This window comes from Occultella kanbiaonis, from assembly GCF_009708215.1.
In the GTDB taxonomy this organism is placed as follows: domain Bacteria; phylum Actinomycetota; class Actinomycetes; order Actinomycetales; family Beutenbergiaceae; genus Occultella; species Occultella kanbiaonis.
The window spans coordinates 417794-440201 of record NZ_CP046175.1; the positions used below are offsets into that span (position 1 = coordinate 417794).

Genomic DNA, 22408 nt, shown 5'->3' on the forward strand with positions numbered 1-22408 from the left:
CGCGGCGCAGCAGCCGCCCACCGGACCGAGGCCGAGAGCGGCCCCCTCGGCGCCCGCGTCCGCACCTGTGGCCGGTGTCTCCTAGACTCGGGCGCGTGAGCACCGAGGGGGAGCGCGTCGCATCGACGTTGCCGCGCGCGCTCGTGCTGGACCGCGCGTGGCGTGCCACCGCCACCGATCACGCGCCCGGACTGGTCCCGCTGAGCAACTCCACCGGCGGGCCGCTGTCCCGGACCGTCAAGCTGATCCTCGACCCGCTGGTGATCCGCCCCGGCCAGCGACCCGAGCTCGCGACCACCGCCCTCACGCCCGCCGCGGCGGAGCAGGTGACGGACATCCTCAGCGACGCCGGAGCCGTCCTCGCGCACACAGCCGCCTGGTTCACGGTGCTCAAGCGTGCCCGCCGCGCGGCCCGGATCACCGAGGGCCACCCGCAGGACCTCTACTTCCAGCGCGCGTTCGAACTCGCCACCGTCCACGGTGAACCGACCGAGCCCGACGGCGCCCGGCTCGCCGGCGAGGTGTTCGCCGAGGTGCACCACGCGGGCCCGAGCGTCGCCCGCCTCCGTGAGCACCTCGCCGACCCGGCCACGCGCGCGGAGCACTCCGACCGGCTGAGCCGGAACTGGTCGGCGCGCGCCGACCCCTCCGGCATCGACCGCTCGGGCACGGACCCCTCCGGCACCGACCGCTCGGGCACGGACCCCTCCGGCATCGACCCTGCCGACGACGGTCCGGTCGGGCCCACGCACCGGGCCGCCGCCGCCCCCGTCCTGGACGAGAGTGCCGCGGCCGCCGCGCGCTGGCAGGACCTCGTCGACTCCGACGCGGGCGCCGGCCTCGGCCGGCACTGGTGGTTCGCCGGCGGCGCCGCCCGCGACGACGGCACCTCGATGCACGAGCTGCCGCCCGCCCCCGAGCTCGGCGAGCACGCCTCCACCGCCGACCTGGCGCTCCCGCTGGACCGCAGCATCTACGAGCGGGTGTTCACGCTGGTCCGCTCGGCCTCGGGTCGGGACGAGCTCGGCGACATCGCCGACGTCGTGACCGACGAGGTGGACCGCGCCGCCTCTCCGTGCGGGTACACCGACCCCACGCTGCGCGCTGGGCTCCTGGTCGGCGTGGAGCTGGCTCACCGGCTACGCCCCATCGAGAGCGTCGGCGGCCCCGGTAGCGGCTCCGGTTCCGAACTGGAGCGACGCATCAACCGCCGCTGGCAGCGCGAGGCCTACGTGTGGCAGGCACGCCGGCTCCCGATCGACGGCGACCGCGATGCCGGTGGGGTGCTCGGCGACGTCGCCCGCGAGGTGGCCGCACCCGCCCCGAGGTACGTGCGCCGGCTCTGGTCGAGGCTGCACGGTCGCGACGCCCGGTCCCGGCCGCTGTCCGACCACGAGGAGGCCCTTGACGTGCTCGAGGGCGTCGCGCTGTCCGTGATCCGCGACCACCGTGACCGGGTCCGGGGCGCACTGTCCCGCCTCGGCGACGCCGCCGCACCCACGCCCGACGCCAAGGCGGCGCCCCGGTGACCGACGTCAGCATCGCCGTCGACCCCCTCGGCGCGATCATCATCGACCCCGCCGGCACCGCCCAGCCCCCGCCGTGGCGGGCGGGCGTGGTGGACGCCGTCGGCGGTTCGCTCACCTGGCCGGTCGGCAGCGCGCGCACGTCTCCGCCCCACGCCGTCCTCGACGACCCCGACGCCGCCCAGCAATGGCTCTGGCAGGTCTACGGGACCGAGGTGGCGCTCGCCGTGGCCGCGCTCGCCGCGGACCCGATTCCGACCGAGCCGGGCGTGCCCGTGGTCGCGGCCGCCGAGGCCGGCCCGCTGACCGGTGTCGCGCACCGCCTCGGCCACGTCTGCTGGGCGCAGGCCTGGTGGCCCGCGTCGGTGCTCGACGGCGTCCCTCCTCTCGACGCGGACCTGCTGCTCCTGGAGCGGGTCGGGTTGGAGCACGAGGCCGACGGCCTCGTCGACGACGCGCTCGGCGCCGCTGCCGCGACGGGCGTCGCGCGCGCCCTGGCGACCCTGGACGCGCTCAACGGCAGCCTCGAACCGCAGTCGCCGGAGTCGGTGACCGTGGCCCAGGCACGGGCCGCGGCCCTGGACTGGGCCGACGCCCTCGAGCTGGAGCTGACCGCCGAGGCCACGCCGCGCGCGGAGGCGTTCGCGCTCGCCGCCGGTGCGAGCCCCGCGCCCGGGATCGAGCTCGCCCGCGGCCGCCACGGCGCCACCTGGGCCGGTCTGCCCGCCGGTCTCGTCGACGCCGCCGAGACCGCCGTCGCGTGGAGCCTGCGCCGCACCGCGACCGGCCGCGAACTGATCGTCGAGGTCGCGGGCCTGCCCGGGCGGCCGGCCGGCCTCACGCTCACGGCGACCATCACGGACGAGGCGGGCTCCGCCGTCGTCCTCGACCTGCTTCCGGACGAGAGCGGGTGGCGCGCCCAGGCGCCGGTGCCCGCGCAGACCGGGACCACGCTGACGGTCGCGGTGACCCTGCCCGGCTACGCCGTGCCCAGGTCCGGGCCGGACGCCGCCGACCGGGACCGGGTGCGCAGCGCGGCGCGGGAACTGTTGGCCTCGCCCGCGATCCTCGCGCAGGGTGCGGCGAGGATCGTCGATGAGGATTTCTGACACCATCCGCCGCCAGATCCACACCGGCATCGAGTTCCAGATGGCCGGCCGGTGGAAGGAGGCCGAGCGGACCCTGAGGTCGGTGGAACGGCCGATCCGGGCGCTGCCCGCCGGCTCCGAACGCACCCACCTTGAGCTGGCGCTGCTCGAGGCCCGGGCCACGTTGCACATGTACCGGCAGGAGTGGGCGGCCGCCGAGGAACGGCTGCGCGAGATGCTGCGGCAGATCGCGGCGGAGCCGGACGAGTCGATGAAGCAGTGGCAGGGCAGTGCGCTGACGAACCTGTCCTCGGTGTGCGCGCAGAGTGGTCGCGACCTCGAGGCCGCCGAGCTGTCCCAGCGGGCCGTGGCCGTGTTCGAGTCGATGACCGCGCCGCGTCCGGAGGACGTGGAGATGCTCGCGACCACCCGCAACAACCTCGCCGCCCAGGCGGCCCGGGAGTCCCGGTTCGACGACGCGAAGCTGCACGCCAACCACGCCCTGGTGGCGGCCACCGGGCAGGGCTCGATGCTGCCGGAGGGGCAGGCGCTGCGACTGCTCGGCACGATCGCCTCGTTGGAGGACGACCTCCCCGCCGCGGCCGACTACCTCGGCCGTGCCCAGGACGTGCTGACCCGGTTCGGCGCGCACCTGGAGAGCGCCCAGGTGGGCCTGGTGCTGGCCCGGCTCGCCGCCCAGCGTGGTGACGGCCCACGATTCGCGGCCCACATGGAGGAGGTCCGGGAGGCGTTCCGCAGCCGCGGGGAGCTCCGGGCGATCGCCGAGATCGACTACATGCAGGCCGAGTTCCTGCTCGCCTGGGTGCCCGAGGAACACGACCGGGCGGCGCTGAACCTGGACTGGAGCGGTGTCGATGCGGACACCGACCCGTACACGCTGTCCCAGGACCATCAGAACGACCTGCTGCTCGGCGGCGCGGTCGACTACGCCATCCCGGCCGCGTTGGCCCTGGACGCGATGCGCACCCAGTTCCCGTCCGGCTATCAGCGGGAGCGGTTCGTCACGCAGGTGGCCGACCCGGCCCGGGACGCCGCGTTCCGGGCCGCGCTGCAGTCCTCGAACGGGATGGCCACCTTCGCGCTGATCGAGTGGCAGGCCGCCAGCGGCACCCCCACCGTGGTGCTCCCGGCCGCGGCCGCGGCCCGGCCGGTCGAGGGTGCCGGTGCGAGCGCCGACGAGGCCGTCGAACTCATGCTCCCGAGCGGCGCGGCGGTGGCCGTGGAGCCGGTGCCGAGGTTGCTGCTCGCCCCGGGTCAGGGGGAGGTCCTCGGCGAGGAGTACGCCACGGCGCGCACGAGGTACGGGCAGGAGCTGCGCTCACCCGCGCTCGTCCAGCGCTGGGCCGAGCCGGGCGACCGGCCGACGGTCGTGCTGACCTTCGTGGACACCGGGCACGGCACGTTCTGCAACTGGCGCATCGACGGTGCGCCCGGGGGCGTCGGCCGGGTGGCGCACGAGGAGATGGAGCGGGCGCTCGGCCGGCTCGCGCAGGGACTGCCCTCCGTCGCGGCCGGTGTGGACAAGGTCGCCACCTACACGGACCTGCTCACGTCCGGGCCGCTCGTGGACTACGACACGGAGTGGGAGGTCGCGGTCGGGCTCGCCGAGGCGTTCCTGGCCACCCCGCTCGTCGACCAGGTCGCCGCGTATCACGCGGCCGGGGTCCGCCCGCACGTCCGGGTGCAGCCGTCGCCGCGCACCGCTTCCGTCCCGTGGGAGCTGCTCGCGGTGGACACCACGGACGTTCGGCTCGTGGAGATCGCCGACGTCACCGTGGTCGCGCCGGGCCACGTGCCGGGCGCCGGGACCGACGCCGCCGACGGCGGGACGCGCTCCGTGTGGTCCGGCGGCGGCCGGTTCCGGGGCCGGGGTGGCGCCGGGGCGACGGCGGCCGGTGCGTCCGCGGCCGACGCCCGACCGGCGCGAGGTGGACTGCTCGGGCGGCTGCGGCGGTCCGGTGCCGGTGGTGCCGGGCCGGTTCCTGACGGTGCGGGTGGTGCCGTACCCGTCGCGGGCGGTGCGGATGGTGCCGCCGAGGGTGCCGTCGCCGGTGCTCCGGGGTTTGCCGCGACCGCCTCGACGGCGGACACCGTCATGGCCCTCGACCCGCGGATCCCCGGCTGGCCCGCCGCGTCCGCGCTCGGCTCCGTGCTCGGCCGGGTCACGCCCGGCGACGCCCGGTACGCCGGGCTCCTCGAGCGGCTCGACGGCTATGCCCGGGCCGGCCGTGTCGACGTCCCGGGCCCCGACCTGACCAGTCTGTTCCGCCGCACCGACGCCGACCGGGACTGGCTCGCCGCCGCGCTGCAGGCCGGCCCGAGGCGGTTCGTCTACGTCGGGCACGTCAGCGCCGCCGCGACCGAGCGCGGCCAGGCCGACGACAGCCAGCTGCACCTGTCCTGCACCGCCGACCTGCCGGGCCTCGCCGAGCCGATGCGTGAGCACCGTCCACTCTCGGCGCGGGACCTGCTCGCCGACCCGCAGCGCTGGCCGATGCCGCCCCGGGTCGCTCTGATCGGTTGCGAGTCCGGCGCGGACGCTCGGTTCCGCGATCCCTACGGCCTGGTCGGCGCCGTGGTGCGCGCCGGCGCCACGCTGGTCACCGGGACCCGCTGGCCGTTGCTCACCGAGCACGCGCTGTCCTCCCTGGCGGACGGTGCCGGCAACCCGATCACCGACGCCGTGCTCGCCGTCGACGCCGCGCATGACGCACCGGACGCCGTCGCCGCCTTCAGCGACTGGCAGCGCGAGCGACTCGCCGCGTGGCGTTCGACCCGTGCCGTCGCGGACTCCCCGCTGCTGTGGGCCGGGTTGGTGACGTTCACGGTCGCCTGACGTCGGCGCCGGTCCATCGACGCCGACCGGGGCTACGGCAGGGCGGGGAGAACGATCGGGACCCCGAGGTCCGGGTCGGGGACCACCCGAGCGCGGAGCCCGAAGACCTCCTCGATCATCGGTGCGGTGACGATCTGCTCGGGGGCGCCCTCGGCGACGATGTAGCCGTCGCGCATCGCGATGAGATGGTCGGCGTAGCGGATCGCGTGGTTGATGTCGTGCAGCACCGCGACCACGGTCTGGCCGTCGTCGCGCAGCCCCGCGACCAGGTCGAGCACCTCGACCTGGTGGGCGATGTCGAGGAACGTGGTGGGCTCGTCGAGGAGTAGCAGCGGCGTCTGCTGGGCGAGCACGAGCGCGATCCACACGCGCTGGCGCTGCCCGCCGGAGAGGGCGTCGACCTCGCGGTCGCGCAGGTCCCCGACCCCGGTCGCGGCGAGCGCGGCGTTCACCGCGGCCTCGTCCTCGTGCGACCACCTCGAGATGAGGTTCTGGTGGGGCGACCTGCCGCGCGCGACCAGCTCCGCCACCGTGATGCCGTCCGGGGCGAGCGGGCTCTGCGGGAGCAGCCCGAGCACACGCGCCACGTCCTTGCTGCGTTGCTGGTGGATGCTGTGGCCGTCGAGGACCACCTGGCCGGCCGACGGCGGAAGCAGCCGGGCGAGCGTCTTGAGCAGGGTGGACTTGCCGCACGCGTTCGGCCCGATGATCACCGTGAACGCGCCGTCGGGGATCTGCACGTCCAGCTCGTGCAGCACCTCGCGGTCGTCGTACCCGACGACCAGTCCGCGGCCCTGCAACCTGGCCCCCGCCGCCGCCGCATCCGAGATCGCCACCGGCATCGGCTCGTGCGTCATCGTGTCTCCCTCGCGAGCAACCACACCAGATAGAGCCCGCCGAGCGTCACGGTCACCGCGCCGACGGGCACCGGACGTCCGGGGATCGCGAACTGGGCCAGGACGTCGGCCGCACCGAGCAGCAGCGCACCCACCAGCGCCGACGTCAGCAGCGAGGACGTGCCCACCAGCCGCTTCGCGATCTGCGGCGCCGCGAGCGCCACGAAGCTGATCGGTCCGCTCAGTGCCGTCACCACCGCGATCAGGCCCACCGCGCAGACGATGAGCACGAGTTTGTCGAGCTCCACACGGTGGCCGAGCATCGCGGCGGTGTCGTCACCGAGCTCGAGCTGCTTGAGCCGGGAGCCGGTCAGCACCAACAGCCCCACGAAGAGCGCGACGCCGATCAGCCCGGGCGTGGCCTGCGGCCACCGCACGCCGTTGAGCGAGCCCGCGCCCCACACCGCGGCCCGGAGCGCGATGTCGAGCGAGGCCTTGACCGTGATCGCGCTGTTCACGCTCGTCAGCAGCGCCGACACGGCGATGCCCACGATGATCAGCCGGAACCCCTGCACGCCGCGGCGCCACGCGAGCAGGTAGATCACGAGCGTGGTGGCGAGCCCGCCGACGAACGCACCCACCGCCGTCGTGGCATAACCGGTACCCCCGAGGAGGATGACGGCGAAGACGCCGGTGAGCGCCCCGGTGGAGAACCCGATGATGTCCGGGCTGCCGAGCGGGTTCCGGGTGAGCGACTGGAACACCGCGCCGCTGAGCGCGAGGGCTGCACCGAATGCCAGCGCGAGCACGGCACGCGGGGCGCGCCAGGTCAGCACCACGGTGGCGGCCTGTTCGGGCCCGCCGCCGAGGAGGACCTGGACCAGCTCCCCGACGGGCACCACATAGCTGCCGAGCGACACCGCGACACCGGTGACCACCAGGCACGCGAGCAGCAGGATGCCGCAGACCACGAGCACCCGGGTCCGGACCAGCACGGACGCCGGGCCAAGGCGCAGGGCGAGGTCGGTCACAGCCCGCTCGCCCCCCGCCGTCGGACCAGCAGGACGAGCACCGGAGCGCCGATGAAGGCCGTCACCACGCCGACCTGCAGCTCGGTGGGCCACAGCACCACGCGGCCGATCACATCGGCGGTGAGCAGCAGCACCGCACCCACCAACATCGAGCCGGGGATCACCCAGCGCTGGTCCGGCCCGGTGATCCACCGCACGATGTGCGGCACCATCAGGCCGACGAAGCCGATCGGGCCGGCCGCGGCCGTGGCCGCGCCGCACAGCAGCGTGATCGCGACGACGCACGCCACCTGCAGCGCCGCCACCGGCACCCCTAGGGAGCGCGCCATGTCGTCGCCGAGCGCCATCGTGTTGAGCGGGCCGGCACACAGCATGGCCAGCACCAGCCCCGCCACGATGAACCAGACGACGGCGCCCACGGTCTCCGGCGGCCGGTCGGTGATGCTGCCGGCGCCCCAGAACCGCATCCGGTCGTAGATGGTCGGGTTGAGCAGCGCCAGCGTCTGCGACATCCCGCCGAGCACCGCCGCGAGCGCGACGCCGACGAGGATGAACCGCACCGGGCTGGCGCCGGCGGTGCCACGGGTGGAGAGCAGGTACACGAGCACGGTCGCGAGCACCGCGCCGAGGAACGAGTACGGCAGGAACTGCTGCACGCGGCTGAGGCCGAGGATCGCGACGGCGAGCACCACCGCGAACCCGGCGCCGGCGTTGACCCCGAGGATGCCCGGGTCGGCGAGCGGGTTGCGGGTCAGCGCCTGGATGAGCGCGCCCGCGACGGCGAACGCGGCACCGCACAGCACCCCGAGCAGCGCGCGCGGCACCCGGAGCGTCCACACGATGTCGGCGCGGTCGGAGGGGTGCAGCAACTGGTGCACGCTCTCGGCCACCGAGATCATGCCCGAACCCACCAGCATGCTCACCGCGAGCATGACCGCCAGGGCGAGGACCGCGAGCAGCAGCAACCACCGGCGGCCTCGTGCACGGGAGGCGGTCGTGACCCGGGTGGTGCTGGCGGTGCTCACCGGCGGCGCAGGGTGAACGCCACGAAGTCCCAGCCGAGCGCCGTCGTCGAGGTCACCTGCCAGCCCGCGGTGGCGGCGAGCCGGGCGATCTCGGGCTCGGTGCGTCGCCCGGCCCCGGTGAGCGCGAGGTGGGTCAGGTCGCGCGCGGCGCCACGGCTCCCGCCCGGACCGGTCGCGGTGAAGGCGTCGACGACGACGGCGGAGCTCGCCTGCTCGGCGAGCTCGCCCAGCAGGATGGTCACCTCGTCATCCGTGCGGGTCTCGATCTCGAGGGCGCTGAGCACGAGGTCGGGCGCCCCCTGCGCGTCCGACTCGGGTGCGGCAGCGCGGGCTGGGAGCTGCTCGGCCAGGATCGCGCGTTCGCTCGCGGTGCCGCCGAGCCGGACGGCCGGGCCGGGCAGCCCCGCGACGATCGCTGCGCCCGGACCCTGAGCGGTCACCGTGCGCGCCTCCTGCCAGGCCGGCAGCTGCCCGAGGGACTCGGCCACGAAGGCGAAGGTGGCGGACTCGGCGACGAGCTCGGCGAACCAGGCGTCGTCCTGCCCGGCCGCGCTCGCGAGGGTGCGGCCCTGCCGGAGCGCCCAGGCCGGCCGACCTGCCTGCATCGCGGGCGCGAGATCGAGCAGCGCGTCGATCACGCTGCCCTCGACCGAGTCGGACTCGAGCTCCTCGAGGATGTGCTCGTCGTCGAGGAGACGCTCTCCCAACGCGCCGAGAGCTACGCGAGCCGGCGCACCGCCGTCGAGCACCACCACGTCGATCGTGGCGAGGTACCCGACCAGCGCGACCAGTGCGGGCTCGGCGACGCCGAGGCTGCGCGCGAGGTCGGTGCACCCGCGCGCCCGCGCGGCCAACGCCTCGAGGAGCCCGAGGCGCACGGCGGCGCGGACGCTCAGCCACGGCAGCGGGTCGAGCAGCGCGAGCGCCTTGCGCGCCGCGGTGTCCTCGGCGGCCCAGTAGCCGGTGACGTTCTGGTGCGAGGTCGGGACCTTCTTGACGTGACGGAGCCAGCGGCGCAGCTCGATGAGCGAGCGGCTCTCGCCGGCGGCCCACACGAAGCCGGTGCCCGCGGGCAGGTCGGCATCGATGACCGACTGGGGCAGACGCGACGGCGCCCGCTCGGGGGTGGTCACCCAGGTGAGCGTGTCCGCGTCGCGGACCGGGACCGGAAGCCGGGCGCTCGGGTGACGGATCTCGAGGTGGACGTGCACCGGCGCGTCGGTCGGACGGTCGTTGAGGAAGCGCAGGATCGCGGGGATCGCGGTCTCGTCCCCGGCGAGGATGACCCAGTCCAGCTGCTCGGGCAGCACGAGCGAGCTCTTCGGGCCCACGAAGTGCAACCGGTCACCCGGGCTGGCCGCCGCCGCCCACGAGGCCGCAGGCCCCTCGCCGTGCATGACGAAGTCGAGATCGAGCTCGAGGGCGGCGGCGTCCCACCGGGACGGCGTGTAGTCGCGCCCCTGCCGGTGGGGTGCCGGGGGCCAGTCGATGCTCCGGGCTCGCTGTACCGGCAGGGCCGCCCGGAGATCGCCGTCGGAGGCGAAGACGAGCTTGACGTGGTCGTCGAAGGCCTCGTTGATGAAGGCGGGCATCCGGTCCTCGCCGACCGTGAACTCCCCCAGCTGGTCACCGGTCACGGTGACGCGACGCAGGCGCGGGGTCACATCGGTGACGGCGCTCACCGTCACCTCGCGCAGCACCAGCGGGTGGGTGAGCAGTGTGGTGTGGGCCATGTCAGCCGAACTCCGCCTCGATGTGGTCGAGCAGCTCGAGCGCGGTCTGGTAGTCGGCTCGGTGCGCCCAGTAGGGCAGGTCGTAGGCGCGGCCGGCCTGGAAGGCGGGCAGGTCGCCGTACGTCGGGTCCTCGCCGAGCTCGGCGGCGCTGATGACCTCCGACTGGAAGCCGAGCACGAACACGGTGGGGGCGGTGACCGCCTGGGCGACCTGCTCGGTGGACATCTCGAAGCTGTCGCCGCTGCCGAGCGGCTCGAAGTGCGGGTTCTCGGCCAGGAGTGGCTGCGGCTCGAAGCCGAGCTCGGCCATCGCCTGCGGGAGCGCGGACTCCTCCGGGATCGAGAACGGGCGCAGGTCCGGGAGCATCAGCAGGTAGGCCACCGGAGTCGGCGGCACCGTGATCGCGTCGCGCACCTGCGCCGCGCGGGCGGCGTAGGTGTCCTCGAGCGCCTGGGCATCCTCGGGCCGGTCGAGCACGTCCCCGGCGATGTAGGCGAGCTGGGTGTGCCAGTCGGGCAGTGCCTGGTCCACGATCACGGTGGGGGCGATCTCGGTGAGCTGCTCATACGCCTCGATCGCCTGCATCCCCGGGAACCCCTGGCCACCGGCGACGATGAGGTCGGGAGCCATCAGGAGGATCGCCTCGAGGTCGAAGCCGTCGTTGCTCCAGGGCACGATCTCGGTGCCGTCGGCGGCGGCCTCGTCGGCCCAGAACGGCGGGAACTCGGTCGACTCGGTGTTCAGCGGCACCGACCCGACGACCGGCACCTCGAGGGCGTAGAAGAAGCCGGTGAGCGCGGAGTTGAGGACCACGATGCGCTCCGGGTCCCCCGGGACCGTCACCTCACCCTGGATGGTCTCGACCACTCGGTCGGCGGCTGCCTCGTCACCGCCCGTCGGGGTGGTGTCGGCATCGCCGTCGGCGGTTCCGCCACAGCCGGCGAGCAGGGCGACGGCCAGGGCAGCGGCGGGCAGGGCGAGAAGGGGGCGGCGCACGCGCACGGGCGGTCCTCGGGGTGGGAATGCGGGTGGATGACATCGGTTACGTTAGCCTTGCCTAAATGCCAGGAAGCGACATTGTGAGGCCCTGAGATGACGCTTGCGGATCCGAGGCTGCTTCCCGCCGAGGACGAGCACGACACCGTGGTCCAGTTCCGTTCCCACCCGCCCCACCAGCATCAGGAACCGCACCTGATCTACCTGATCTCGGGCGCGGGATCGGTGCGGCTCGCGGACCGTGAGCACGCGCTGGTGCCCGGCACGGGTCTGTGGCTCGCAGCGGACGTGGAGCATGAGCTCCGGCTCGACGGGCCCGGGGTGGTGCTGGGGCCGTTGCTCTCGCCCGCGGTCGGTCCGCCGGCGGGCAGGGAACGGCGGGTGCAGTCACCGGAGCTGCACGAGCTGATGACGATCCTGCTGGCCCGATGGGCCACGCCGGGCTTCGACCGGCCGTTGTTCCGTGAGGTGATGGAACGGGTGCTGACGGAGATCGGCACCGATCGGTTCGACCTCGCGCTGCCACGGCACGCGGCCGCGCGGGCGATCGCGCTCACTGCGGCGCGGAGCGATTCCACACTCGCCGAGCTCGCAGCGGAGCAGTTCCTCAGCACGCGGCAGGTGCAGCGGATCTTCCTGGATCAGACCGGGCTCCCGTTCGCCACGTGGCGCACCCGGGCGCGACTCAACCTCGCCGTCTCGGCGCTGCGGCGGGGTGAGGGGATGCGGGGCGCCGTGCCGGAGTCAGGCTTCGGGTCGCGGCGCACGCTGCGCCGGGCGCTGGCGCGCGAAGGTGTGGCACTCGAGTCGCTGGTGCCGCCGCGGCCCGGGCGCTCGAACGCGGCGAGGCGACTGGTCCGGGCCGGAGCCTGATCGGACACCCGCCGCCAGCAACCGGGCGTTCGACCGGGACACCGGGGTCCTGGGCGGGGCCCGACCCCAGGTCATCCGGCTTGCGGGCACAGGGCAGAGCCGGGAGTCGTGCGTGGAAACGGGTTGAACAAGGTCGTCGTGTTCTCATAGGTGTGGAGCCCACCACGGGCTCCTCGCCTCGTCGACACCCAGGGAGCCCCCGTGCCCGACCCGAACCCGTCGTCGTTCGGCGCCGGTCCTCCGGATGCGGCCATGATCGCCTTCGCGAGGGGGATGCGCGAGCAGTTCACCCGGATGCAGATGGAGCACCAGTTCGCGGTGGACGAGGTGCTCACGAAGGTCTCGATCCTGCGCCGCGAGTTCATCCAGCTGCACCAGTACAACCCCATCGAACACGTCAGCTCGCGGCTGAAGTCGCCCGCGAGCATCCTGGACAAGGCGCTGCGCCGCGATCTCGAGTTGACCCCGCAGGCCATCCGGGCCGGTATCACCGACATCGCCGGGGTTCGGGTCACCTGCTCCTTCATCCCGGACACGTACCGGATCCTCGACACCCTGACCTCGCAGGCCGACGTCCGGGTCCTCACCATCAAGGACTACATCGCCAACCCCAAGCCCAACGGATACAAGAGCCTGCACGCGATCGTCGAGATCCCGGTGTTCCTGTCCACCGGTCCGGTGCCGATCACCGTCGAGGTGCAGGTCCGCACGATCGCGATGGATTTCTGGGCGAGCCTGGAGCACAAGATCTACTACAAGTACGAGGGTGAGGTCCCCGAGCATCTGGCGGCGAGCCTCTCCGACGCGGCGGGCGTCGCGGCCCAGCTGGACCTCCGGATGGAACAGCTGCATGAGGAGGTCCGTGGCGGGCGGGCCGCCCGGGACGACTCCTCGACGACTTTCGACGGCGTGGACGAGCAACTCCTGGTCCGGCTCTGGGAGCGCTCGCGTGCCCGGCTCGCGGACGCCGGTGCCGAACCCGCCGGTGCCGATGCGGCCGGTGCCGAACCCGCCGGTGCCGATGCGGCCGGCGCCGACGGCGTGATCGGTCGGTAGCTCCCCAGCCACCGGCGCCCCGCGTTCCGCGTGCCTCACCCCGCGGCGGCGACCACCACCGGGTCGGCGCAGCCGGCCGCGAAACCGGCGATCCGCTTGTCGATGTCGCGCTGCAGCACCCAGGCTCCGACCCGCTCCGCGAGCGGAGCGAGCCAGGCCGGCCGGCACGCGAAGTTGTACCGCCAGATCGCCCGGGTACCCCCGCCGTCGGCCGTTTCGAACCGCCACCCACCGCCGAGGCGAGCGAAGAACCACGGTCCGGTGACCATCTTCATCCCGACGTTGCGCGGCGGGTTGTAGGAGACGTACTCGCTGACCATGCGCAGCCCGCTACGGTGCCGCGTCATCGTGCGTACCCCCTTCGCGGGCACCGTGGCGCCGTCGAGGAAGTGCTGCCTGCGGATGAACGGGTCCCAGCGCAGCCGCACCTGCCCGGTGGTCTGGGAGACCGCGAACGCCGTCGCGGGATCGAGGTCCACCACGACGCTTGACTCGACGACCGGCATGGCAGCGATGATCCCACGCCCAGCCGGATACGCTGCCGCAGTGTCCACACCGAGTGACCCGGACCGCGTGCTGCTGCGTCGCGTCCGCCGGCCCGGCGGGGGCGAGCCGTTCGACGTCCTGATCAGTGGTGGTCGGGTCGCGTCGATGTCCGACGGCGGCGGCCGGCCGGGCGTCGCCGGCACCGATGCCGGGGTCGAGTCGGTCGACGCCGACGGTGCGTTTCTGGTGCCCGGCTTGTGGGACGCGCACGTGCACATGCAGCAGTGGGCGCTGCTGCGGGAGCGCCTCGACGTCAGCGCCGCGGCGTCGGCCGCGCACGTCCTGCGGCTGGTCGCCGACCACCTCGCGGGGCGCGCTGCCGGCCCGGGCCGGCACGACCATGGACCGCTGAACGGCTTCGGGTTCCGGGACGGACTCTGGCCCGATCGGCCGACGCTGGCCGCGCTCGATGCCGTGGCCGGCGAGGTGCCGGTGGTTCTGGTCAGTGGCGACGTGCACGGCGCCTGGGTGAACGGCGCCGGCGCGCGGCTGCTCGGCGTGACCGTCGGGGCCGACGGCATGGTCCGCGAGGGGTACTGGTTCGAGGCGTCCCGTGACTACGAGGAGGCGCCCGAAGCGCTGCGCGAGCAACTCGTGGCGCGAGCCGCGCGGGCTGCCGCGGCGCGGGGTGTGACCGGGATCGTGGACCTGGAGCTGGCGGACAACGTCGCCGCCTGGCAGGGCCGGATCGGCGCCGGGGTGGACCAGTTGCGGGTCCGGGCCGGCTGCTACCCGGACCGGCTCGAGCAGACCGTGGCCGCGGGGTTGCCGACCGGTGCCGTGGTGGACGGCACCGGTGGCCTGCTCACCGTCGGGCCGCTCAAGATCATCTCCGACGGGGCACTGAACACGCGCACCGCGCACTGCCGGCACGCCTATCCCGACGGCGGGCACGGCGTGCAGGAGTGGAGCGGGGAGCAGATGCTCGACCTGGTCACCCGGGCCAACGGAGCGGGCCTGGCCACGACCATCCACGCGATCGGGGACCGGGCGAACACGATCGCCCTCGACGTGTTCGCCGCGGCCGGGGTCGGCGGGCGCATCGAGCACGCCCAGTTGATCGATGCGGCCGATGTGCCCAGGTTCGCCGAACTCGGGGTCACCGCGAGCGTGCAGCCCGAGCATCTCCTCGATGACCGCGACGTCGCCGACGTGTACTGGTCGGGCCGGACCATGGATGCGTTCCCGCTCGCGTCCCTGGCCGCCGCGGGCGCGCGGATCCGGTTCGGGTCGGACGCGCCGGTCTCCCCGCTGGATCCCTGGCTGGCCATCTCCGCCGCGGTGGCGCGCACCAAGGACGAGCGCGAGCCGTGGCACCCCGAGCAGCGCATCGGCGCTGCCCTGGCGCTCGCCTGTGCCGCCGACGGGCGGACGAGCGTCCGCGTCGGCGACGTCGCCGACCTCGTGCTGGTCGGCGCGGACCCGTTCGACACGGACCCCGTCCGAGGGCTGCGGGAGATGCCGATGCTGGCCACCCTGCTCGGCGGCAGGTTCACTCACCGCGACGGGATCTGAGGCGACCGGGCGGGCGCTCCGCCCGGTCACGTCGACCCGCCGGGCGTCCTACGAGCCGGCCGCAGCGCGCCGCTCGGCGTCGAGCAGCATCGCGATGGCGTCGCCTGCGATCTGGAGGCGTTCCGTCACGGTCCGGCTCGGCGGACCCGCGGTGACCTTCAGGCCCCGGTAGGCCGGAGCCGACGGCGCGGCAGCAGCGAACGTGCGACGCATCTCCTCGGGTCCGAGGAGGCTCTCCGGCCAGGCGTCGTCGCCTCCGGCGCCGCGGGGTGCGATGTGCCCGTCCTGCCATGCCACCCCGGAGGCCCCGGGCGCGGGGGTGGCTCCGGAGAAGATGAGGCCGGCAAGTCGGCCGCGCGCCGCTGCCATCCGAACGTGCTCCTCAGGGGTCTGCGCGGAGCGGCCCTCGATGGCGCTCCGGCCCCAGTTCACGGTGACGCCGAGCCGGGGGTCCGCGATGGCCTCGATCACGGTGAGCTCGGCGTGGAGCTCGAGGAACCCCTTCTCCGGGGTCCGGCCCGGTCGGGGTGCGTCGCAGTGCTCGACGGCGAGAGTTGTGCCGGTCGGGTCCGACTCGAGCAGCTCGGTCAGGGACCGCTCGAACTCGCCGACCGATGCGGCCGGTGTCGGGGCGCTGTTGATCTCGATGGCGCGGATCCGTTGCCGACCGGCCAGGTCCGCGACGCGCTGCACGAGCGTGAGGGCGCGGCGCACGTCCTCGACCGCTGCCGCGCGTCCGTCGGCGTCCGTCGACGCGAGTCCGTAGTTCGCATCGGCCGACAGTCGCCCCACAACCGTGGGGATGCAGGTGATCACGAGATCCCAGCCCTCGGGCACGAGCGTCGGCAGTCCGTCGGCGCCCGCCTCCCAGCCTGGCGTCGCGCCGACCGCGTTCTCGAGGGGAATCTCGAGTGCATCCACGTCAGAGAGGCCCTCGAGGGCACGGTAGGCGTCGGGTAGTTCGTCCGGTTCGCGGCCGGCGAACAGCGCGTACGCGCCGAGTACGAGCCCGGTCCCGGTCATCGTCCGGCCCCGCGATTCGGGAGGTGGTGGTCAAGGGCGGACGCGATCGGCGCGTGGTGTCGTTGCACGGCGACACGCTACCGTCGTGGCCGCATCCGAGGGTCCTTCCTGGGCGCGTGCCGTGGCACATTCGCCCGTCGTGGTCCCGGGATCCGCCGTCCGCGATGTGAGCCATCGCAGCCCGGACCGCAGGATCGGGCCGGGCGGGGGCAGGATCTAGACATGACGCTGCCGCTGTCCCCGGACGAACTGCTCAGCACGACCCGCTCGGTGCGCAAGCGCCTCGACCTCGACCGCCCGGTCCCCTTCGAGCTGGTCCGGGAGTGCGTCGAGGTGGCACTGCAGGCGCCGAGCGGCGGAAACCGGCAGGCTTGGCACTGGATCGTGGTGACCGACGAGGCGAAGCGCGCCGCCATCGGTGAGTTCTACTCCCGCTCCTACGGCGCCTATCGGAGCGAACGGGCGAGCCGCCCCGTCCCGTCCGGCCGGGTCGCCGCCCAGGCCCGCGTCGCATCCTCCTCCGACCACCTCGCCGAGGTCATGGGCCGGGTTCCGGTGCTCACCATCGCCGCGATCGAGGCTCCCGAACTTCCCGAGGGGAACCAGGCGGGACTGTGGGGGTCGCTGCTCCCGGCGGCGTGGAGCTACGCGCTCGCTGCGCGCGCCCGCGGGTTGGGCACGGCATGGACCACGCTGCATCTTCCGTACGAGCACGAGGTTGCCGAGCTGCTCGGTGTGCCCGCCCACGTGCGCCAGGGCGTGCTGCTCCCGACCGCGTACTTCACCGGGGAGACGTTCCGACCGGCGCCGCGTGAAGGCGTGGACTCGGTGCTCCACCACGACTCCTGGTAGACGGAGGAGTCACGGGTCTGGCTGCGCCATCGAGGAGTTCGGTCCGGCCGAACGCGGCGGCATGGGCGGTCCTGAACAGCGCGCCGGCCCGATCGTCGTCGCGACCACACTGGACAGCCCGGTCGGCATGCCCTGGGGCCGGCGTGGCCACCACACTGGACAGCCTGGTCGGCATGCCCTGGGGGCGGCGTGGCGACCACACTGGACAGCCCCGGTCGGCATGCCCTGGGGCCGGTGTGGCGACCACACTGGGCAGCCCCGGTCGGCACGCGCTGGGGGCGTGCATGGCGACCAAGCCGGCCAGAGCGGTCGACACGCCCTGGGGCGTGTGGGTGGTCATGGCCCGGGGCCGTGGATCTGTTCTCCGTCCTTGGTGAAGAACTGCCACTCGCCGCCGTTCCAGATCATGGCGATCTGATGGGTGTCGACGTAGCGGTGGTGGTAGAAGCACAGGAGGGCGCCGTTGTTGAGGTCGGTGTTGCCGCCGTCGGCCCAGTGGACGACGGAGTGGTGCCCCTCGCACAGTGGTGGTGGGGCGGCGCAGCCGGGGTATGTGCAGTGTCGGTCTCTGGCGACCATGGCTCGGCGTCGTGCGTTGGTGAAGCGGCGGTGGGCTCGTCCGACGTTGATGATTTCGGAGTCGGGTCCGAAGATGACGCGGTAGATCTCGCCGCCGCAGGCGATCCGGCGGAGTACTGAGGGCGGGACGGGGCCGGTGCCGTCGGCCCAGGTCGCTGGGGGTTGGGACAGGATCGCAGCCCAGTCGACGTGTTCGAGCGCCTTGAGGTTGGTCAGACCGCCGGTGCCGAGCCGCAGCGGCGGTAGGTCGCGGCCGAACACGGGCCGCGCGTCGCAGGCATCGGCCGGGTTTGCGTCGGGGTCCATGCGTGCCCAGTCGGGGATGTCCGCCCCGGGCCGCTCCGCAGCGGGCTGTCCAGCCCCGGGCTGCCCAGCCCCGGGCTGCTCCACCCCGGCCTCGGCGCGAGTGGGGTCGGCTTCGGTGTTCCCGGGCTCGGCGCCGGTGGGGTCGGCTGCGGTGTCGTGGGTGTCGGTGCCCCAGCCGTGGTGGGTGCTGGTGGCGAGGATGTGTTCGAACTCAGGTGCGCTGATCAGTACGCCCATGTGCGGCCGGACGGATTGGCCGGTGCCGGCCAGGCCCTGGTTGAGGATGAGTTGTGCTGCGTCGGCGAGCGCCTGGGCGCGACGTTGGCTGGCGGTGCGGGTGTCCCCGGCGGCGGGGACGGGGGTGAGGGCGGTGAGGGTCTCCTTGACGAGTTGGCCGTGTTCCTCGGTCAGGAACCCGGACAGGTGGAAGCCGCCGGTGGTGGCGGCGAGGTCGAAGAACTCGCGTTCGCAGGCTTCCCGGTAGCCGCGCTCGTCGGACTCGGCGTCGGCGAGCGCGGCGAAGTACTTGCAGACCACGCGTAGGTCCTCGAACGAACCAGCACTCGCGAGTGTGAGGATCACTGACTCCGCGGTCGCGTCAGCATCGAACGGACCCGCGCTCACAGCCTCGCCCGCCGCGTCGCTGGCCGCGTCGGCCTCACCACCGGCCTCGCCCGCAGCCCCGTCGGCCTCGCCCGTCTGCGCGGTATCGCCTGTCTGCGCGGTATCGCCCGTCTGCGTGGTCTCGCCCGGCTTCGGCCCGTCGCCCGTCTCCGGTCCGTTGCTCGTCTCCGGCCCGTCGCTCGTCTCCGGTGCGTCTCCGGCCTGCGGTGCTCGGCCGGCTTGCGTGGTGTCACCGGTCGGTGTGGTCTCGCCGGGTTGGGGTTCTGCCTGGGTGGTGGTGGTCATCCCGCGTGCGGGTAGCCGCAGCGCGGCCCGGCGCGCCGCGCTCGAGGCCGCGACGGTCGCGATCAGGCCGGCCTGCTCGATGCCGAGCTGGCCGGTGCGTAGGGCTTCGCGGACCTCGGGCAGGTCGTTGCTGAACCGGTCGGCCAGCCGGACCTCACGCGAGGCCCGGGCGAAGGACATCTTGTGCGTGCGCGCGACGTGCTGGGTGTAGGTGCGGACCTTGCCGGACAGGTCCCACAGGCCCTCGGCCCGCTCGGCCGCGAGCCAGTCCAGGCGCCGCCCGGTCAGGATCTCGATATTGCGGTGGGCCCGCACACTGGCCTCGCCAAGTGCCCGACCGGTGTGGTCGTGCTGCTCCTGGAACCGGTCCGTGGCCGCGAACGCCGCGGTCACGCAGTCGAGCACGAAGAGCCGGTCGTCCAACGACCCGCCCAACAAGGCGCCAAGCCCCGCTTCGTGCCGCGGATCCGAGGCGAGGTCGACGACCGGGCTGGTCCCGTCTGCGGGCACGCCGTCGGCCCGCGTGTGACCCGTGGTCCAGTCCATCATCCTCACCCCCCGATCCTCGAACGCGCGTGCTAGCGAGAACCACGCTACGCGGATCCGAGAACCGTGCAAGGGGCTGTCAAGCCACTGTGGACAACGAGGAATCAGACCCCCGAACAGTGGCCCCAAGGCGGTCGATCCCGACCCGGATGCCACACGATCCACAGGTCCGGCCACCCGCCCTGGAGATGTCACAGGGGGCGTGTAGCCCATCGGCCCCGTCTCGCAGGAGCGGGCGGCAGTGGTACATCGCGAGGGAGAGCCTGGGATCAGTCCTTCGTGGTGCCGGACTTCCCGGCTGCGGCGAGCCGAACGCTGATCCCGTCGAAGTGGTCGACGAGGGACTGGGCGACGCGCTCGGGCTCGCCGGAGGCGAGTGCATCGCAGATCTCCCGGTGCCAGCTCACGGCGTCCGTGGGCGTGTAACGCGGGCCCGGCAGCTTGTCGTCGACGTACTGGAAGGTCCGCCAGAAGACACGGAGCAGGTCGAGGATGAGTCCGTTGTTCAAGGGCTCGTACATGGTGGCGTGAAAGCGCCAGTCCTCATCCGGGAAGTACCGGCCCGCGGCCGCGGCCGCGTCCATCTCCGCCACCACGGCCTCCAGCGGCGCTCGAGAGCCCTGGGACCAGTACGCGGTGACCTCGCGGGCGAGACCGACCTCGAGGGCGCGCCGCAGTTGCAGCAGTTCCCGGACGTCGGCGAGGTCCCCGCTCGCGGACAGGGTGAGCCGGAAGCCGAGCCCTTCCTCCAGGGATTTCAGGCCGGCCGAGCCGACGAATGTCCCGTAGCCGTGCCGCACGTCGATGATGCCGACGGCCTGCATGGCCTTGATCGCCTCGCGGAGCGAGTTCCGGGAGACGCCGAGCTCGGCCATCAACTCCGGCTCGGTGGGTAGCGGGTCGCCGGCCTTCAGCCTGCGCTCGACGATCAGGTCGCGGATCCTGGTCCGGGTCACGGCCTGGCTGGCCAAGGCCCGTCCTGCTCCGCTCTGCGCCGTCATTGCCCCACGGGCTCCTCACTTCCAGATCCGATCGTTCCAGCCCCTACTCTCTCACCGATCCGCGGTCCGAACTCGGCGATGAGTGCGCGGACCCCCGCCCGCTCCGCCTCGTCGAGGGGAATACCGGGTCGCGCCAGCGTGGCTCCGGCGATCACTCCGAACTCCACCAGGGCGGCCTTGAACGCGCCGAGTGCGGCCGACGTGGCCGACCGCCCGGCCCTGCTGGCGACGCTGGTGATCCCGAACAGCTCGAAGAGGCGGTCCTGCTCGGCGCGTGCCAGTTCGACCTGACCCGCGCTGGCCAGATCGAACAGGCGCCGGTAGCCGGCCGGGTCCACGTTGCCCAGACCCGGCACCACGCCGTCGCAGCCCAACCCGATCGCGTAGTCGACGGTGAGCTCGGACCCCGTGAAGACGGACAGGTCGAGGCCTCGTGCGGATCGCCTCGACAACAGTGCGCGCAACGAGACGTCGGAGCCGCTGGAGTCCTTGACGGCGACGATCGCACCTTCGGCGGCGAGCTCGATGACAGTGTCCGGCGACAGTTTGGTGCCCACCTTGGACGGGATGTCGTAGGCCACCACCGGCACGTCCACGCGGGCCGCGACCTCGGCGAAGTGCCGGCGGATCTCCTCGTGATGGGTCGCCGCGTAGAACGGCGCGGTCACCACCACGGCATCCGCCCCGGCCGCGGCGGCGCGTCGAGCCTGGTCCACCACCCGCTCGGTACCCGTGTCGATCGCGCCGGCAAGCACGGGCAGCCGCCCGCCCGCACGCGCCACCGCGGCAACCACCACCTGTTCGCGCTGGGCATCGGTGAGTGCGCTCACCTCGCCGGTGGTGCCGAGGACGAAGAGTCCGTGCACGCCGCCCTCGATGAGGTGGTCGACGAGCCGGTCCAGTGAGGGTTCGTCGACCCTCCCTTCGGGTGTGAGTGGGGTGCACAGGGGTGGGATGACGCCGGCGAGGCGGCCATGGCTCGTCACGAGTTACCTTCCGTTGGGCTGGACTGGATGAAGCGTATGGATTCGTACGCGGATCGCGACCCGCACTCGACGAGGGTCGCGAGCGACCCGTCGGCCAGGAGCGTCAGGTCGCTGTAGGCCCCGGGACCCTCGTGCAGCACAGGGCCGCGGGTCCAGGTGACGCCGGCGTCGCCGCTGCGCCAGAGCGTGACGTCCCGGCGTTCGGTTCGATGCCCCGGGGTGATCAGCCAGAGCACGCCGGCGCCGGTGGCCAGCATGCTGCCCTGGACGGCGGGGACCGCCAGTTCCGGGTGCTGACGGAAGGGCGCCCGAAAGGACTCCCCGCCGTCCTCGGACCACGCGCCCAGGCGACCGCCCACGCGAGCCTGGTTGCGTGCGTTGACGTACACGACGCCGTCGGGCAGCTCCGCGGCAGTGGCCTCGTTCGGGTTCAGAGCCGCACCCACCGGGCGCGGTACGGAGTCGACGGCGCCGACCCGCCAGGTGTGACCGTCGTCGTCGCTGAGGAGCAGGTGGCCACCGTAGGCATGGTCACCCGGCGCGTCGGACAGGACCGAGTGGGTGCACGCCGCGACCAGACGACCGCGGTGCGGACCGTTGGCGAGTGTGAGCCCGTGACCGGGACCGGTGGCGAACCAGCCCCAGTCCGGGCGCCGGACCTGGTCGGTGACCTCGATCGGGTTGCCGAACGGTTCACCGGGGCTCGGTGCGTGCTGCACCCAGACGCGGCGCCGGTCGCCCTCGCTGACCCCCGGGCGCATCAGGTCCGACTCGGACACCGTCGCCCCGTTGGTGACCGTCAGCAGGACGACCTCGCCTGCCGCGGTGAGGAGCGGCATCGGGTTGCCGGTCGTGTGGTCCGGGCGCCGGGCCACCACGGTCATCGGTGCCCAGGTGGCACCGGAGTCGGGGGAGTGTCGCACCACCACGTCGATCCGACCGGTGTCGCCGGCGGAGTCGCGGCGTCCCTCACAGAACGCCAGCAGGTGTGGACCCGACGCGATCAGGGCGGGGATCCGGAACGAGGCATAGCCGAGCGTGCCCGCTGCGAAGAGCTCCTGCCCGTTCGCAGCCGGCGCGGCACCAGAGATCTGGGCTCTTGAGGACATGGGACGTACTATGT

18 protein-coding genes are annotated in these 22408 nt (G+C 73.3%); 7 read left to right on the forward strand and 11 right to left on the reverse strand.

Annotated elements, in window-relative coordinates:
- The first annotated feature begins 95 nt into the window (after positions 1-95).
- Genes GKS42_RS01785 through GKS42_RS01795 form a run of 3 tightly spaced genes read left to right on the forward strand, consistent with a single transcriptional unit; the run spans position 96 to position 5471 of the window.
- Positions 96-1529 carry a hypothetical protein gene (locus tag GKS42_RS01785; RefSeq protein WP_154792285.1) on the forward strand — a complete coding sequence of 478 codons (1434 nt, stop codon included), beginning with the start codon at positions 96-98 and terminating at the stop codon, positions 1527-1529.
- A complete protein-coding gene (locus GKS42_RS01790) occupies positions 1526-2635 on the forward strand; it encodes a hypothetical protein (protein WP_154792286.1) in 1110 nt (369 codons plus the stop codon). Before GKS42_RS01785 ends, GKS42_RS01790 begins: the two co-directional genes overlap by 4 nt.
- Entirely contained in the window at positions 2622-5471 is a 2850-nt protein-coding gene (locus GKS42_RS01795) for a CHAT domain-containing tetratricopeptide repeat protein (RefSeq protein ID WP_154792287.1), read from the forward strand. Before GKS42_RS01790 ends, GKS42_RS01795 begins: the two co-directional genes overlap by 14 nt.
- A 32-nt stretch (positions 5472-5503) precedes the next feature.
- On the opposite strand, the gene GKS42_RS01800 is transcribed toward GKS42_RS01795, so the two are convergent.
- The 5 genes from GKS42_RS01800 to GKS42_RS01820 are packed head-to-tail and all read right to left on the reverse strand — an operon-like array spanning position 5504 to position 11093.
- Positions 5504-6328 carry an ABC transporter ATP-binding protein gene (locus tag GKS42_RS01800; protein ID WP_174791023.1) on the reverse strand — a complete coding sequence of 275 codons (825 nt, stop codon included), beginning with the start codon at positions 6326-6328 and terminating at the stop codon, positions 5504-5506.
- Positions 6325-7338 (reverse strand): FecCD family ABC transporter permease, encoded by a 1014-nt coding sequence (locus GKS42_RS01805; protein ID WP_210769285.1) that lies wholly within the window; start codon positions 7336-7338, stop codon positions 6325-6327. The genes GKS42_RS01800 and GKS42_RS01805 overlap by 4 nt, the downstream gene beginning before the upstream one ends.
- Positions 7335-8363, reverse strand: coding sequence for a FecCD family ABC transporter permease (locus tag GKS42_RS01810; protein ID WP_232847877.1), 1029 nt, complete (start codon positions 8361-8363; stop codon positions 7335-7337). The genes GKS42_RS01805 and GKS42_RS01810 overlap by 4 nt, the downstream gene beginning before the upstream one ends.
- A complete protein-coding gene (locus GKS42_RS01815) occupies positions 8360-10096 on the reverse strand; it encodes a siderophore-interacting protein (protein WP_154792288.1) in 1737 nt (578 codons plus the stop codon). Before GKS42_RS01815 ends, GKS42_RS01810 begins: the two co-directional genes overlap by 4 nt.
- A gap of 1 nt (position 10097) precedes the next feature.
- Positions 10098-11093 (reverse strand): ABC transporter substrate-binding protein, encoded by a 996-nt coding sequence (locus tag GKS42_RS01820; RefSeq protein ID WP_210769286.1) that lies wholly within the window; start codon positions 11091-11093, stop codon positions 10098-10100.
- A 96-nt stretch (positions 11094-11189) separates the two neighbouring features.
- Here GKS42_RS01820 and GKS42_RS01825 point away from each other — a divergent pair, with 96 nt between their 5' ends.
- Together GKS42_RS01825 and GKS42_RS01830 are read left to right on the forward strand one after the other, a co-directional pair.
- Positions 11190-11966, forward strand: coding sequence for a helix-turn-helix domain-containing protein (locus tag GKS42_RS01825; RefSeq protein WP_154792290.1), 777 nt, complete (start codon positions 11190-11192; stop codon positions 11964-11966).
- 201 nt (positions 11967-12167) lie between these two features.
- Positions 12168-13022: a GTP pyrophosphokinase gene (locus GKS42_RS01830; RefSeq protein ID WP_435529654.1), complete on the forward strand. Its 855-nt coding sequence runs from the start codon at positions 12168-12170 to the stop codon at positions 13020-13022.
- A gap of 35 nt (positions 13023-13057) precedes the next feature.
- Here the strand turns inward: GKS42_RS01830 and GKS42_RS01835 are convergent, their stop codons facing one another.
- Positions 13058-13528: an SRPBCC family protein gene (locus GKS42_RS01835; protein ID WP_154792291.1), complete on the reverse strand. Its 471-nt coding sequence runs from the start codon at positions 13526-13528 to the stop codon at positions 13058-13060.
- A gap of 40 nt (positions 13529-13568) precedes the next feature.
- Here GKS42_RS01835 and GKS42_RS01840 point away from each other — a divergent pair, with 40 nt between their 5' ends.
- Positions 13569-15083: an amidohydrolase gene (locus GKS42_RS01840; RefSeq protein WP_232847878.1), complete on the forward strand. Its 1515-nt coding sequence runs from the start codon at positions 13569-13571 to the stop codon at positions 15081-15083.
- A 48-nt stretch (positions 15084-15131) separates the two neighbouring features.
- Here the strand turns inward: GKS42_RS01840 and GKS42_RS01845 are convergent, their stop codons facing one another.
- The gene (locus GKS42_RS01845; protein WP_154792293.1) at positions 15132-16106 is read right to left on the reverse strand and encodes a DUF4862 family protein; all 975 of its coding nucleotides are present in this window, start codon (positions 16104-16106) and stop codon (positions 15132-15134) included.
- A 222-nt stretch (positions 16107-16328) separates the two neighbouring features.
- On the opposite strand from GKS42_RS01845, the gene GKS42_RS01850 reads away from it, so the two are divergent.
- Positions 16329-16958, forward strand: a complete 630-nt coding sequence (locus GKS42_RS01850) for a nitroreductase family protein (protein ID WP_154792294.1) — start codon at positions 16329-16331, stop codon at positions 16956-16958.
- 336 nt (positions 16959-17294) lie between these two features.
- Here GKS42_RS01850 and GKS42_RS01855 read toward each other — a convergent pair whose 3' ends face one another.
- The 4 genes from GKS42_RS01855 to GKS42_RS01870 all read right to left on the reverse strand — a co-directional run bounded on the left by GKS42_RS01855 (position 17295) and on the right by GKS42_RS01870 (position 22394).
- On the reverse strand, positions 17295-19307 hold the full coding sequence (locus GKS42_RS01855; protein WP_168217714.1) for an HNH endonuclease signature motif containing protein: 2013 nt from the start codon (positions 19305-19307) through the stop codon (positions 17295-17297).
- A gap of 260 nt (positions 19308-19567) precedes the next feature.
- Entirely contained in the window at positions 19568-20299 is a 732-nt protein-coding gene (locus tag GKS42_RS01860) for a FadR/GntR family transcriptional regulator (protein WP_154792296.1), read from the reverse strand.
- Positions 20296-21285 (reverse strand): dihydrodipicolinate synthase family protein, encoded by a 990-nt coding sequence (locus tag GKS42_RS01865; RefSeq protein WP_154792297.1) that lies wholly within the window; start codon positions 21283-21285, stop codon positions 20296-20298. The genes GKS42_RS01860 and GKS42_RS01865 overlap by 4 nt, the downstream gene beginning before the upstream one ends.
- Complete coding sequence (locus GKS42_RS01870; protein ID WP_154792298.1) at positions 21282-22394, reverse strand: sialidase family protein; 1113 nt, start codon at positions 22392-22394, stop codon at positions 21282-21284. The genes GKS42_RS01865 and GKS42_RS01870 overlap by 4 nt, the downstream gene beginning before the upstream one ends.
- Positions 22395-22408: the final 14 nt, after the last annotated feature.

What these genes read in the sequence shown, in the direction of transcription:
- GKS42_RS01795 (WP_154792287.1), top strand. Translation starts at nt 2,622, where the DNA reads ATGAGGATTTCTGACACCATCCGCCGCCAGATCCACACCGGCATCGAG.
- GKS42_RS01800 (WP_174791023.1), bottom strand. Translation starts at nt 6,328, where the DNA reads ATGACGCACGAGCCGATGCCGGTGGCGATCTCGGATGCGGCGGCGGCG.
- GKS42_RS01815 (WP_154792288.1), bottom strand. Translation starts at nt 10,096, where the DNA reads ATGGCCCACACCACACTGCTCACCCACCCGCTGGTGCTGCGCGAGGTG.
- GKS42_RS01825 (WP_154792290.1), top strand. Translation starts at nt 11,190, where the DNA reads ATGACGCTTGCGGATCCGAGGCTGCTTCCCGCCGAGGACGAGCACGAC.
- GKS42_RS01835 (WP_154792291.1), bottom strand. Translation starts at nt 13,528, where the DNA reads ATGCCGGTCGTCGAGTCAAGCGTCGTGGTGGACCTCGATCCCGCGACG.
- GKS42_RS01845 (WP_154792293.1), bottom strand. Translation starts at nt 16,106, where the DNA reads ATGACCGGGACCGGGCTCGTACTCGGCGCGTACGCGCTGTTCGCCGGC.
- GKS42_RS01850 (WP_154792294.1), top strand. Translation starts at nt 16,329, where the DNA reads ATGACGCTGCCGCTGTCCCCGGACGAACTGCTCAGCACGACCCGCTCG.
- GKS42_RS01860 (WP_154792296.1), bottom strand. Translation starts at nt 20,299, where the DNA reads ATGACGGCGCAGAGCGGAGCAGGACGGGCCTTGGCCAGCCAGGCCGTG.
- GKS42_RS01870 (WP_154792298.1), bottom strand. Translation starts at nt 22,394, where the DNA reads ATGTCCTCAAGAGCCCAGATCTCTGGTGCCGCGCCGGCTGCGAACGGG.